General features: G+C 47.9%; 9 protein-coding genes. 5 read left to right on the top strand and 4 right to left on the bottom strand.

The window, feature by feature from the left end:
• Positions 1-32 precede the first annotated feature (32 nt).
• The 3 genes from AACU19_RS22515 to AACU19_RS22525 all read right to left on the bottom strand — a co-directional run bounded on the left by AACU19_RS22515 (position 33) and on the right by AACU19_RS22525 (position 3,726).
• A complete protein-coding gene (locus AACU19_RS22515) occupies positions 33-1,355 on the bottom strand; it encodes an MFS transporter (RefSeq protein WP_001149025.1) in 1,323 nt (440 codons plus the stop codon).
• Positions 1,356-1,764: 409 nt separating this feature from the next.
• A complete protein-coding gene (gene yhjD / locus AACU19_RS22520) occupies positions 1,765-2,778 on the bottom strand; it encodes an inner membrane protein YhjD (RefSeq protein ID WP_105278568.1) in 1,014 nt (337 codons plus the stop codon).
• Positions 2,779-2,826: 48 nt separating this feature from the next.
• Complete coding sequence (locus AACU19_RS22525) at positions 2,827-3,726, bottom strand: LysR family transcriptional regulator (protein ID WP_105278569.1); 900 nt, start codon at positions 3,724-3,726, stop codon at positions 2,827-2,829.
• 518 nt (positions 3,727-4,244) lie between these two features.
• On the opposite strand from AACU19_RS22525, the gene AACU19_RS22530 reads away from it, so the two are divergent.
• Complete coding sequence (locus AACU19_RS22530; protein ID WP_001167663.1) at positions 4,245-4,847, top strand: helix-turn-helix transcriptional regulator; 603 nt, start codon at positions 4,245-4,247, stop codon at positions 4,845-4,847.
• A gap of 50 nt (positions 4,848-4,897) precedes the next feature.
• On the opposite strand, the gene AACU19_RS22535 is transcribed toward AACU19_RS22530, so the two are convergent.
• Positions 4,898-6,547, bottom strand: coding sequence for an alpha,alpha-trehalase (locus tag AACU19_RS22535; protein ID WP_105278570.1), 1,650 nt, complete (start codon positions 6,545-6,547; stop codon positions 4,898-4,900).
• A 404-nt stretch (positions 6,548-6,951) separates the two neighbouring features.
• Here AACU19_RS22535 and ccp point away from each other — a divergent pair, with 404 nt between their 5' ends.
• The 4 genes from ccp to gadW all read left to right on the top strand — a co-directional run bounded on the left by ccp (position 6,952) and on the right by gadW (position 12,249).
• On the top strand, positions 6,952-8,349 hold the full coding sequence (gene ccp / locus AACU19_RS22540; RefSeq protein ID WP_032185385.1) for a cytochrome c peroxidase: 1,398 nt from the start codon (positions 6,952-6,954) through the stop codon (positions 8,347-8,349).
• Positions 8,350-8,559: 210 nt separating this feature from the next.
• A complete protein-coding gene (locus tag AACU19_RS22545) occupies positions 8,560-9,960 on the top strand; it encodes a glutamate decarboxylase (protein WP_000372240.1) in 1,401 nt (466 codons plus the stop codon).
• Positions 9,961-10,328: 368 nt separating this feature from the next.
• Positions 10,329-11,153, top strand: coding sequence for an acid resistance transcriptional activator GadX (gene gadX / locus AACU19_RS22550; RefSeq protein ID WP_001191078.1), 825 nt, complete (start codon positions 10,329-10,331; stop codon positions 11,151-11,153).
• 367 nt (positions 11,154-11,520) lie between these two features.
• Positions 11,521-12,249 carry an acid resistance transcriptional activator GadW gene (gene gadW, locus AACU19_RS22555; RefSeq protein ID WP_000150009.1) on the top strand — a complete coding sequence of 243 codons (729 nt, stop codon included), beginning with the start codon at positions 11,521-11,523 and terminating at the stop codon, positions 12,247-12,249.
• Positions 12,250-12,519 lie beyond the last annotated feature (270 nt).

Genomic DNA, 12,519 nt, shown 5'->3' on the forward strand with positions numbered 1-12,519 from the left:
ATAAGCGTAGCGCATCAGGCTTTTCACTCTTATTACAACGATTGATGTCGCGTCTCATGGGTCAGCAGCAGGGCGATTAAGGTCAAGCCAGCCATCGCCGCCAGATATAACCCCACCGCACCTAACCCGTAGTTAGTCTGCAACCAGGCTGCGATATATGGTGCAACGGAAGCCCCGAGAATCGACGCTACGTTGTAAGAGAACGATGCTCCGGTGTAACGCACTTCTGTCGGGAACAGCTCTGGTAACAGCGCGCCCATCGGCCCGAAGGTCAGTCCCATCAGACTTAACCCCAGCAGCAGGAAGGCAAAAACCAGAATCGGGTTGCCAGAACCGAGCAGCGGGTTAAAGGCGAACAGCGCGAACAGGATGATCAGCGTGGTGATGATTACCATGCTTTTACGGCGACCAAAGGCATCAGCCAGCAGTCCGGCGACTGGCACCATCACGCCAAAACCAATCACTGCCATCATCAGCATCCACAACACTTCGTTACGCGGCAGGCCAAGCCCAACTGGCGCGGCGGCGGTACTAAAGGTCATTGAGTAGACCGTCATGATGTAAAACAGCGTATAGGTTGCCAGCATAATGAACGTACCCAGTACGGTTACGCGAACATGTTTGGTCAGCAGCGTACCCAGCGGGATCTTCACCTGTTTTTTCGCTTTAGCGACTTTCTCAAACACCGGTGACTCATGCAGCGACACGCGAACATACAGGCCGATAATGACCAGCACCGCCGAGAAGATAAACGGCACGCGCCAGCCCCAGCTCATAAACTGCTCATCTGTCAGTAGCCAGGAAAGCAGCAGGAAAGTGCCGTTGGCAAAGAAGAAGCCGATCGGTGCGCCCAGTTGCGGGAAGGAGCCGTACAGCGCGCGTTTACGCGGTGGGGCGTTTTCTGTCGCCAGTAGCGCCGCACCGCCCCATTCACCGCCTAATCCCAGACCCTGACCAAATCGAGCCAGCGCCAGCAACAGCGGGGCGAAAATACCAATCGTGGCGTAACCTGGCAGCAGACCAATCACCACGGTCGAAATCCCCATCGTTAGCAACGAGGCGACCAGCGTCGCTTTACGCCCAACGCGATCGCCAAAATGACCAAAGACGGCAGAGCCAATAGGGCGCGCGACGAAGGCGATGGCGAAGGTGGCAAGCGACTGTAGCGTTGCTGCCGTGGGATCACCCTGCGGGAAGAAGATATGCGGGAACACAATAACGGCTGCCGTTGCGTAAATATAGAAGTCGAAGAACTCAATGGCTGTACCGATGAGTGAGGCAACCAGAACTTTATTACGTGAGTTTACCGGCGTAAATTCCTGGTTATTTTCGAGTGTTGTGGCTGTTGCTTGCATAATCTTTTCTTATTTTTTGGCTAACGAATAGCCATATTACGCACAGCAAAAGTGATATTTCAATGTGTAACAAATCGCGGAAATGGTCAAAAACCAGGCAAAAAGGGGATAATGTTTAGGCCAGTGATTTTTCTTCCATGAAATGCTTCACATATTTTTATAAATGGTGGATAAAACTGGTTTCAGGTTAAATAAAAGTTACCAACTGGATTTATATGCTGGGGTTATGAGTTGGAATGAAATTGTTTGCTCCCGAATAGATGGCTGAAGAGGCTCTGGGGAAGAGTTTCAAGAGGTTATGTGCGCATGATAGCCGGATGCGATGCTGGCGCATTTTATCCGGCCTACGGGGAGCCAGGCCGAATAAATTCGTAGGCCGGATAAGGCGTTACGCTGCATCCGGCATATTTTAAGACTGCGTTTTCCCCGGCATTCTCGGGTCGTCTTTGTATTCGGCGGTGGCAATCCACGCCGCGCAAAACAGCGTCAGACGAGCGAAGAAGTAGAAAAACGCCATCAGTCCCAGCACGGAGCCAAATGCTGCGCCAGACGGAGATTTCATCAGCGATGGCAGTGTGTAGGTCATCACGATTTTAATCACTTCAAAACCTATAGCAGCCAGAAATGTTCCGCGAATTAGCGCTTTTTTGCGCGGACGGTGGCGCGGCAATCGCCAAAAGATCCAGAAGAAAAGCAGATAGTTGGCGAAGATGGAAATCGCCAGGCCAATCAACCGCCACGTTGGTTTCAGCCACTCAATGCTGTTCAGGTGCAGGGCGCTAATAATCATTTGCTGCGCCGAACCGGCAACCGAGGTGATCGAAAGCGTCACAATGAGCGCAATCAACAAACCAATCAGCGAAATAAAATCACGCAGATATTTAACCCAAAATTTTTCCTGATCCTGTGGCGAACGTTCCCAGACATCGCGCGATTGAGCGCGAATCGCTTCACGCAGGTTACCCATCCAGTTGATGCCGGAATAAAGCGCCACCGCCAGGCCGACAAGCCCTACCGTCGTACGCTGTTGAACGGCGGTATTGATGGTGTTTTTCAATGTAGCTGCCAGCGTCGGATCGCTAATATTTTGCAGAATTTTGTCGAAGATATCCTGCAGCAGCATCGGATGGGAGGCCAGAACGAAACCAGCGGCGGCAAACGACACCATCAAAATCGGAATCATCGACAAAAATGAGAAATAGGTGATAGCCGCACCAAACTGATTCCCCAGCCGATCGTTAAAGCGTTCAGTCGCGCGAATCAGGTGCGCAATAATCGGTTGGCGTTGGACTTTTTCGGCAGTAGTGGTGACGGTTTCCAGCGCCTGGCTAACTTTGCCGCCTTTCTCGCTATTATCCAGCGGTTTAATCGGCTCGAGCTCCAGAGCCTGGGTGGGACGTTTAATCTCGTTTTCCTGCGTCATCCGCTCTTTTATCCTTCTGTCTTGATCATTCTTAAAAAGTATAGTCGGTCAGTCCAGGTACTCTTTCATTACGCCAGCCAGCCACTGCATAAACAGGTTTACACGCCGGGAAAGCTCCCGACGCTGCGGATAAACCAGCGAAAGGGAGAGCGGCTCGGCACGGTAGCCAGGTAATACTTCAATAAGCCGCCCGGCACGCAGGGCTTCGCGCACGGCAATGCGCGGGATCTGAATAATCCCCAGACCGGCAAGACCGGCGGCGAGATAGTTTTCGCCACTGTTTACCGTCAACATGCCGCCAGACTTAAACCACTGGACGCCATTAACGCTGGCAACCTCAAAACCTAACGGATGTACACCCAGGTGCGGTGTGTAACGCACTATTGCGTGCGAAGTCAGATCGTTGGGGCTTTGCGGATAACCAAAGCGCGTCAGATAGTGCGGACTGGCACAGTTGACCATGGTCAGTTTGCCGAGGGGACGGGCGATAACGCCATCTTCCGGTAACGCGCCAGTGCGTATCACGCAATCAAAACCATCGTGAAGAATATCTACCGGACGGTCATGGCTACTCAGTTCCAGCTCAATTCCCGGATGCTGATAGAGAAATTCCGACAGGCGCGGCAGTAACAGGCTTTTCGCGATTCCTGGTGGGATGTCGATGCGTAATTTACCGCTGATACTGGTGGCATCCTGTTGAAACAGACCGTCCAGTTCGTTGAGATTACTCAACACATCTTTTGCCCGTTGATAATAGGTCATGCCTTCTGGCGTGAGTTTGACCCGTCGCGTGGTGCGCTGGAGAAGCTGGGTGCCAAGTTGATGTTCCAGTGCCTGTATCTGGCGCGAAACACTTCCCTTTGGCAAAGCAAAGAAATCCGCTGCGCGGGAAAAACTTTCCAGCTCCGCGACTTTGATGAACAACTGCATTGCGTGAATTTTATCCATTTCTTTGACCGATTGTTGTTCACAGCGAAACAGTAACGCGCATATCGCATTGTTTATTGTTTTTCTAACATCTAATGCCGGGTTTCACAATGTTGTCATGACGAATGTGGCGATTTCTCAGTAGGAAAAGGGCGGAATAGCTTTATGAGAAAGGTGAATCCCCTTAAACAGAGCGTATTTTTCAGCGATTCCCTTTAAAGTGAACAGAGGCCGTGTTGGCTATTTGTGCTTATTTTTGTCTCATTGGCGTTTGTTATTTTTGTTTGTAGTCGCGGAATTTCATTTTTAATTGCATGCGTACTAACCACCAATATAAGGAAATCCTCAAAATTGTTTTAAATAGTGCCCTCGACATGTAATTTCAGGCGTTTAGCTGTAACTATTTATATCGGTAACTATTTTCTACGCGTCATCTCTGTAGAATGGCCACCGCCAAATGGCGAATTCTTATTTTTTCTCGCGGGTAATACCCTTCCACTACTTAAGTCTTTTTAACGTATTCAGGTGGAGATTCAGTTATGCAAATAGTCATGTTTGACAGGCAGTCAATATTTATTCATGGAATGAAAATCAGTTTACAGCATCGTATTCCAGGAGTGAGTATTCAGGGGGCCAGTCAGGCAGACGAGTTATGGCAAAAGCTGGAAAGTTACCCTGAAGCCTTAGTGATGCTCGATGGCGATCAGGATGGTGAGTTTTGCTACTGGTTGCTGCAAAAAACCGTGGTGCAATTTCCTGAGGTTAAGGTGTTAATTACGGCGACGGATTGCAACAAACGGTGGTTACAGGAAGTTATTCATTTTAATGTACTGGCCATTGTGCCTCGTGATTCAACCGTCGAGACATTTGCGTTGGCGGTCAATAGTGCGGCGATGGGGATGATGTTTCTGCCTGGAGACTGGCGAACGACGCCGGAAAAGGACATTAAAGATCTCAAATCGTTAAGCGCCCGCCAGCGGGAGATTTTAACCATGTTAGCGGCGGGCGAATCAAATAAAGAGATCGGCAGGGCGCTGAATATCAGTACCGGAACGGTAAAAGCGCATCTGGAATCACTGTATCGCCGTCTGGAAGTGAAAAATCGCACCCAGGCGGCAATGATGTTAAATATCTCCTCCTGAAGAGGATAATTTTACAGCCAGCAGGAAGTTAGCGGCTGGCTGTAAAAATATTATGGTTCGCCGTACAAACCAATTAAACGGCGTACCACACCGTTAGTCCAGCCAAACCCATCCTGCAACGGATACTCGCCACCGCCGCCTTCGCGGGGAACACCATCGGCAATATGGTATTTCTCAATCAGTTTGTGCTGTTCCAGATAGAACTGATTCACCGTCTTCAGCCAGCTGCGCGCGATTTCATCACCCAGAAGGTCATCGCCGTACATTTTAAACCCCTGAATCGCCATCCATTGTAATGGTGCCCAGCCGTTAGGTTTATCCCACTGTTCACCGGTTTCGTACTCGCTTGCCAGAATCCCGCCAGGCGTAAGTAACCGACTGCGCACGGCGTTTGCCAGGCGATCGGCCTGTTCATGGTTCGCCATATCGACATAGAGCGGCACAATGGCGGCAGCGGAAAAGAGCGCCAGTTGTTCGCGTCGCCAGTCGTAATCGCGGTAGATACCGTTTTCATCATCCCAGAGGTAACGGTTTACCGCATCGCGACGGGCACTGGCCTTCTGGCGGAACAGTGCTTCTGTCTCTTTCTCGCCTTTCAGTGCCGAGATGTTGGCGATGGCGCTCTCCAGTTTAAACAGGAAGGCATTCAGATCGATGGGGATGAACTGGGTGGTACGAATGCTCGCCAGACGACCGGTATCACGCAGCCAACGGGAAGAGTAATCCCAACCGGAGGCCGCCCCCGCGCGTAAATCGCGGTACACCTCGTTGGGCGGGCGACCAGAATGTTTCGCGGTTTCAACGTCCTCAAGCCAGGATTCGTCACGCGGTGTGTCGCGATCGTCCCAGTAACGGTTGAGCAGCGATCCGTCCGGCATCCGCACAACATGGCGATAGGCCTGATTAGGGATCAACGATTCTGCACCGTCCATCCAGAAGGCATATTCCATTTTCAGGTGGTCGAGATAGCGGCGCGCACCGCGTACGCCATCTTCTTCAAACAACTCCACCATCAGCGCAAAAACCGGTGGTTGCGAGCGGCTCAAATAATAGGTGCGGTTGCCGTTGGGGATGTGACCATAGTTTTCGATCATCCAGGCGAAGTTATCGGCCATGCATTTCAGCAAATCTTCCCGACCACTTTCCGCCAGCCCCAGCATGGTGAAATAGGAATCCCAGTAGTAGGTTTCGCTAAAACGGCCCCCTGGAACAATGTAAGACTGTGGCAGCGCCAGCAGAGAAGACCACGGAATGTGATCCTGCGGTTCGCGGGTTAGCACCGGCCACAGCTGGTCGATATGCTCTTTCAGGGAATTTTGCGGGTCCGATACATACTCGCTGGAGTAGACCTCCGGTAGCCAGAAGTGATTTTCAACAAACTTGCGCAAGTCAAAATCACGATGACGGCGCACTTTACGGTAGCGGATTAAAATATCCAGCGGGTCCATTTTGGGTGCGCAGTCGGGAAAGGTTTTACTGTCGGGGAAAATTTTCGCCGACTGAACATGCTCGAACAGTTCGAGATAGCGATCGGCAGGCGTCAGCGCATCAGAGGCGGGCAGCCCTTCAATCATCTCGGGTTCTGGTTCTGCCTCGATCATCTCATCCAGTTTTAATTCATACGGGTCCAGTTCATAGCAGAGATCAACCTCGATCATCAGTTCGTCTGGATTAGAGTTTTGAATTTTCTGATTGAGCATAAGGATCCGACCTCCGAAATTCGTCGCTAATTATCGGGCTTTTCTTTAAGGGTAGTCATTCGCTCCGCCTGGTGGGCGACAAAGCGTGCGGTGGATCACGTTTATTAACTTGTCAAAAAATATAACGCACTAATATCAATAGAATTTATAAAAATACGGATTCCGTGTTGTTTTTCATTTTCAGAACATTCAATCCTGCTCTCGTCGCAATCATGATATGCCATCCCTGCTCTTTATAATAGGCACAGGCTATCTTATTGATAGTTTATATTCATGTAATTGATTGATTCCTATCAAAAAGCGTATTTCCCTGTTTTTTATGATGGCTTTGTCTCGCAGAGACGTTTGCAGCATTCTGGAAAATTTTCTGGGTCACAATAACTCACCACCGTGAGGGAAGAATAATGAAAATGGTCTCACGTATTACCGCGATCGGCCTGGCTGGCGTCGCGATTTGCTATTTAGGGTTATCTGGTTATGTGTGGTACCACGATAATAAACGCAGTAAACAGGCCGATGTTCAGGCATCTGCTGTCAGTGAAAATAATCAGGTTTTAGGTTTTCTTCGCGAAAAAGGATGCGACTATTGTCATACGCCTTCGGCAGAATTACCCGCCTATTATTATATTCCTGGCGCGAAACAGTTGATGGATTACGACATTAAGCTTGGATATAAATCTTTTAACCTCGAGGCCGTGCGTGCGGCTCTGTTGGCAGATAAACCCGTTTCGCAAAGCGATCTGAATAAGATTGAATGGGTGATGCAGTATGAAACTATGCCGCCAACGCGTTACACCGCGCTACACTGGGCGGGTAAGGTGAGTGATGAAGAGCGGGCGGAAATACTTGCCTGGATTGCAAAACAGCGCGCGGAATATTACGCCAGTAATGATACTGCTCCGGAGCATCGCAATGAACCGGTGCAGCCTATTCCGCAAAAACTGCCTACCGATGCGCAAAAAGTGGCGTTGGGTTTTACGCTGTATCATGATCCCCGTTTATCGGCTGATAGCACCATTTCATGTGCACATTGCCATGCGTTAAATGCGGGTGGCGTTGATGGCAGAAAAACGTCGATTGGTGTTGGTGGTGCCGTTGGACCGATTAACGCACCGACGGTATTTAACTCAGTATTTAACGTTGAGCAGTTCTGGGATGGTCGTGCGGCAACATTGCAGGATCAGGCGGGTGGACCGCCGTTGAACCCGATTGAAATGGCGTCGAAATCCTGGGACGAAATTATTGCTAAGCTGGAAAAAGATCCGCAGCTTAAAGCGCAGTTCCTCGAAGTCTATCCGCAAGGTTTCAGTGGCGAAAATATTACTGATGCTATTGCTGAATTTGAGAAAACATTAATTACGCCGGATTCCCCATTTGATAAATGGTTGCGTGGAGATGAGAATGCGCTGACGGTGCAACAGAAAAAAGGCTATCAATTATTTAAAGATAATAAATGTGCAACTTGTCATGGTGGTATTATTCTCGGCGGACGTTCTTTCGAGCCGTTGGGGCTGAAAAAAGACTTTAACTTTGGGGAAATTACGGCGGCGGATATTGGTCGTATGAATGTTACTAAAGAAGAGCGTGATAAATTGCGTCAGAAAGTACCCGGTTTACGTAACGTTGCTTTAACGGCACCGTACTTCCATCGCGGTGACGTGCCGACGCTGGACGGGGCGGTAAAACTGATGCTGCGCTATCAGGTAGGCAAAGAGCTGCCGCAGGAGGATGTGGATGATATCGTAGCTTTCCTGCACAGTCTGAACGGGGTATATACGCCGTATATGCAGGATAAACAATAATTAATTTGATCGCCCGAACAGGAATGTTTGGGCGATTTTTATTACGACAATAAAGTCTGTTTTTAATATTATCATGTTAAATGTTTATATTATAAAAAGTCGTTTTTCTGCTTAGGATTTTGTTATTTAAATTAAGCCTGTAATGCCTTGCTTCCATTGCGGATAAATCCTACTTTTTTATTGCCTTCAAATAAATTTAAGGAGTTCGAAATGGACCAGAAGCTGTTAACGGATTTCCGCTCAGAACTACTCGATTCACGTTTTGGCGCAAAGGCCATTTCTACTATCGCGGAGTCAAAACGATTTCCGCTGCACGAAATGCGCGATGATGTCGCATTCCAGATTATCAATGATGAATTATATCTTGATGGCAACGCTCGTCAGAACCTGGCCACTTTCTGCCAGACCTGGGACGACGAAAACGTCCATAAATTGATGGATTTGTCGATCAACAAAAACTGGATCGACAAAGAAGAATATCCGCAATCTGCAGCTATCGACCTGCGTTGCGTAAACATGGTTGCTGACCTGTGGCATGCGCCTGCGCCAAAAAACGGTCAGGCCGTTGGCACCAACACCATTGGCTCTTCCGAGGCCTGTATGCTCGGCGGGATGGCGATGAAATGGCGTTGGCGCAAGCGTATGGAAGCCGCAGGCAAGCCAACGGATAAACCTAATCTGGTGTGCGGCCCGGTACAAATCTGCTGGCATAAATTCGCCCGTTACTGGGATGTGGAGCTGCGTGAAATCCCTATGCGCCCCGGTCAGTTGTTTATGGACCCGAAACGCATGATTGAAGCCTGCGACGAAAACACTATCGGCGTGGTGCCGACTTTCGGCGTGACCTACACCGGTAACTATGAGTTCCCGCAACCGCTGCACGATGCACTGGATAAATTCCAGGCCGACACCGGTATCGACATCGACATGCACATCGACGCCGCCAGCGGTGGCTTCCTGGCACCGTTCGTCGCCCCGGATATCGTCTGGGACTTCCGCCTGCCTCGTGTGAAATCGATCAGTGCTTCAGGCCACAAATTCGGTCTGGCTCCGCTGGGCTGCGGCTGGGTTATCTGGCGTGACGAAGAAGCGCTGCCGCAGGAACTGGTATTCAACGTTGACTACCTCGGTGGTCAGATTGGCACTTTCGCCATCAACTTCTCCCGTCCGGCGGGCCAGGTAATTGCACAGTACTACGAGTTCTTGCGCCTCGGTCGTGAAGGCTATACCAAAGTACAGAACGCTTCCTACCAGGTAGCTGCCTATCTGGCAGATGAAATCGCCAAACTGGGGCCGTATGAGTTCATCTGTACCGGTCGCCCGGATGAAGGCATCCCGGCGGTTTGCTTCAAACTGAAAGATGGTGAAGATCCGGGTTACACCCTGTATGACCTCTCTGAACGTCTGCGTCTGCGCGGCTGGCAGGTTCCGGCCTTCACCCTCGGCGGTGAAGCCACCGACATCGTGGTGATGCGCATTATGTGCCGTCGTGGCTTCGAAATGGACTTTGCTGAACTGTTACTGGAAGACTACAAAGCCTCCCTGAAATACCTCAGCGATCACCCGAAACTGCAGGGTATAGCCCAGCAGAACAGCTTTAAACACACCTAATAACATAATGTTGTAAAAACCGAATGCCCCGACCTTCAAAAACAGGTGGGGCATTCGGTTACTTATTAATGCAATAATATATTGGCTGTTTATTCATCGTGTTGATAAGATATATGTTATATGAATGTTATTAAGGGTGGCAGGACCGTTTAATATCACAATAAGGGATTATTTGCTTACTAATAATTCCTCTGCGTTTTTAACGCCTTTTTTTGTATTATAAATCCAGTTATCCAGCCCGACTATCATCACACATCATCATCCTGTTTTCCCGCTTCGTTTAAATTTATTTATCAATCAATTTGACTTAAGAGGGCGGCGTGCTACATTAATAAACAGTAATATGTTTATGTAATATTAAGCCGACTATGCAATCACTACATGGTAATTGTCTAATTGCGTACGCAAGACATAAATATATTCTCACCATGGTTAATGGTGAATATCGCTATTTTAATGGCGGTGAACTGGTTTTTGCGGATGCAAGTCAAATTCAAGTGGATAAGTGTGTCGAGAATTTTGTATTAGTTTCAAGGGACACGCTTTCATTATTTCTCCCGATGCTCAAGGAGGAGGCATTAAATCTTCATGCACATAAAAAAGTTCCTTCGTTACTCGTTCATCACTGTACCAGAGATATTCCTGTTTTTCAGGAGGTTGCGCAACTATCGCAGAATAAGAATCTGCGCTATGCAGAAATGCTCCGTAAAAGAGCATTAATCTTTGCGTTGTTATCTGTTTTCCTGGAGGACGAGCAGTTTATACCGCTGCTTCTGAACGTTTTGCAACCGAACATGCGAACACGAGTTTGTACGGTCATCAATAATAATATCGCCCATGAGTGGACATTAGCCCAAATCGCCAGCGAGCTGTTGATGAGTTCAAGCCTGTTAAAGAAAAAATTGCGCGAAGAAGGTACGTCATATTCACAGTTGCTTACTGAGTGTAGAATGCAACGTGCTTTACAACTTATTGTTATACATGGGTTTTCAATTAAAAGAGTCGCAGTGTCCTGTGGTTATCACAGCGTGTCGTATTTCATTTACGTTTTTCGAAATTATTATGGGATGACGCCCACAGAGTATCAGGAGCGATCGGCGCAGGGATTGCCGAACCGTGACTCGGCGGCAAGTATTGTTGCGCAAGGGAATTTTTACGGTACTAACTATTCTGCGGAAGAAATAAGATTATAGTTTTTACCCAGACATAAAAAAAACCCGGCATAGGGGACCGGGAAGAGGATAGTCTGCCGTCTCCAGACTAATAAACCGTTATAACACTCCCTGTTGGCACGGGAAACTTTGTGCTCTCAGTAAGTTAAATATAACTTTTACTGGAGATAAGATCAGCCATTTTTTTATAAACATAAGCTATGCGCTGTGTGAAAATATATTCTTCTTGCATTTTCTTATTATCAATTAACTGTTATGCCAAACTACTTTTTGGATAACTTTTGGTCCTACCAAATATGGCAGTTTATGCACGAAGAAGCGGTCTGGCATCATTTCATTAGTATACTGAAATTGAAATAATCGCAGTAATGAAATATAAGGGATAGTCATGACTCATGTCTGCTCGGTGATCCTCGTTCGTCGTTCATTGGATATTCATCATGAACAGCAAAAAATATCGTTGCACAACGAAAGTATTCTACTGCTGGATAAAAATTTGGCAGACGATTTTGCGTTTTGTTCACCGGATACACGACGACTGGATATCGATGAGCTGACAGTTTGCCATTACTTACAAAATATTCGTCAGTTACCGCGCAATTTAGGGTTACATAGCAAAGACCGTTTGTTAATTAACCAGTCCCCGCCCATGCCTCTGGTGACGGCGATTTTTGATAGTTTCAATGAATCCGGAGTAAATTCGCCGATACTGAGCAATATGCTTTACCTTTCCTGTTTATCTATGTTTTCTCATAAGAAAGAACTAATCCCCTTACTTTTCAATAGTATCAGCACTGTTTCAGGAAAAGTTGAACGCCTTATTAGCTTTGATATCGCTAAACGTTGGTATCTGCGCGATATCGCGGAAAGAATGTATACCAGCGAGAGTCTAATCAAAAAAAAGTTGCAGGACGAAAATACCTGTTTCAGTAAAATATTACTCGCTTCCAGGATGTCGATGGCCAGACGATTACTCGAGTTACGTCAAATTCCTCTACATACTATTGCAGAAAAATGTGGGTATAGCAGTACGTCGTACTTTATAAACACATTTCGACAATATTATGGTGTAACGCCACATCAGTTTGCGCAACATTCGCCAGGTACCTTTTCCTGACATATTTCGCATTTGAATATTGGTCAGGATCTCACACGTGCTTCATGTGAAACTCTTCCCTGATGATTTCTGCCGGGCTACCGGCTAGTTCTCTTTCGCAGTATGCCAGGCGGTATAGGTATTTTCAGGAGGAAAAGACTCGGCATGTTTGGGATTATTAAGCTGACAATTCATACGATTACGGGAATGTGGGTCAGTATTGTGCTGTTCAAATTGATGACGAATGGCTGGAGTGGCTTCTACTTTCAGTGCTGTGTACTAAGCCTGGTA

The sequence above is a fragment of the Escherichia sp. MOD1-EC4550 genome, assembly GCF_963876935.1.
Lineage (GTDB): Bacteria > Pseudomonadota > Gammaproteobacteria > Enterobacterales > Enterobacteriaceae > Escherichia > Escherichia coli_F.

Bases quoted from the DNA above. Each gene is read 5' to 3' on its own strand.
- AACU19_RS22515 (WP_001149025.1), bottom strand. From the start codon at position 1,355: ATGCAAGCAACAGCCACAACACTCGAAAATAACCAGGAATTTACGCCG.
- yhjD (WP_105278568.1), bottom strand. From the start codon at position 2,778: ATGACGCAGGAAAACGAGATTAAACGTCCCACCCAGGCTCTGGAGCTC.
- AACU19_RS22525 (WP_105278569.1), bottom strand. From the start codon at position 3,726: ATGGATAAAATTCACGCAATGCAGTTGTTCATCAAAGTCGCGGAGCTG.
- AACU19_RS22530 (WP_001167663.1), top strand. From the start codon at position 4,245: ATGCAAATAGTCATGTTTGACAGGCAGTCAATATTTATTCATGGAATG.
- AACU19_RS22535 (WP_105278570.1), bottom strand. From the start codon at position 6,547: ATGCTCAATCAGAAAATTCAAAACTCTAATCCAGACGAACTGATGATC.
- ccp (WP_032185385.1), top strand. From the start codon at position 6,952: ATGAAAATGGTCTCACGTATTACCGCGATCGGCCTGGCTGGCGTCGCG.
- AACU19_RS22545 (WP_000372240.1), top strand. From the start codon at position 8,560: ATGGACCAGAAGCTGTTAACGGATTTCCGCTCAGAACTACTCGATTCA.
- gadX (WP_001191078.1), top strand. From the start codon at position 10,329: ATGCAATCACTACATGGTAATTGTCTAATTGCGTACGCAAGACATAAA.
- gadW (WP_000150009.1), top strand. From the start codon at position 11,521: ATGACTCATGTCTGCTCGGTGATCCTCGTTCGTCGTTCATTGGATATT.